Below are 630 nucleotides of genomic sequence, written 5' to 3'. Positions count from 1 at the left end.
TGGCGCTGCCGGCCGGCGTTGCAAGCGTGATTGGTGCCGGCGGCAGCGGGCCACGGGCACGGGCCAACAGCAGCGGCTCGGCGGCCAGCGCACCGGCCTGCGCTTGTCCAGCGGCACTGCGCGCCAGGTCGAGATGGCGGGCGATGCGCATGCGATCAAACATGGTGGTCGCCAGCGCCGACAGCACGCCCACCAGCACCAGCACGTTGATCAGTGCCGCACCCTCTTCGGATTGGCGCCGCCTCATGCCGCACCCCCCGTCCCGACGAGCAGCAGCTGGCGCACCTCGCCCAGTTCCGGCCCGGCCAGCGTCAGCTCAAGGGCACGCGGCAGGGCGCTGCCGCTCCAGCCCTCCTGCCAGCCATTCGGGCCCAGCAGGCGCAGGCGGGCGCTGGCGATGCCGCTCAGCAGCACGGTGCCCGGCCCATCGTCGGTGCCGTCCAGCATGACGGCGCCGTGGCGGACGAGCTTGCCATCCTCCAGGCCATAGCGCACGCGCTGCAGCGAAGCGCGCGGGCTGCCGGCGGGATTGGCCCAGCCGCCGCGCACCAGCGTGAACAGACTGCCATCAGCACCGCCGGCCCGGAACGCCGGCTGCGCCTGGCCAGCCACGTCGCGCCACGGCCGGGC

1 protein-coding gene and 1 pseudogene are annotated in these 630 nt (G+C 74.3%); both read right to left on the bottom strand.

Annotated features, from left to right (window positions below; genetic code table 11):
- Positions 1-247 (bottom strand): annotated as a pseudogene (locus tag GJV64_RS15230) (hypothetical protein); the annotation flags it as partial.
- Positions 244-630: type II secretion system protein GspJ (locus GJV64_RS15225; protein ID WP_205599674.1), on the bottom strand; the 387-nt coding region annotated here is incomplete at its 5' end. The gene GJV64_RS15225 and the pseudogene GJV64_RS15230, both read right to left, overlap by 4 nt.

Source organism: Sandarakinorhabdus rubra, assembly GCF_010994245.1.
Lineage (GTDB): Bacteria > Pseudomonadota > Alphaproteobacteria > Sphingomonadales > Sphingomonadaceae > Sandarakinorhabdus > Sandarakinorhabdus rubra.
The sequence above is the reverse complement of the archived record's forward strand: the minus strand, read 5'-3'. Positions and strand labels throughout refer to the sequence as shown.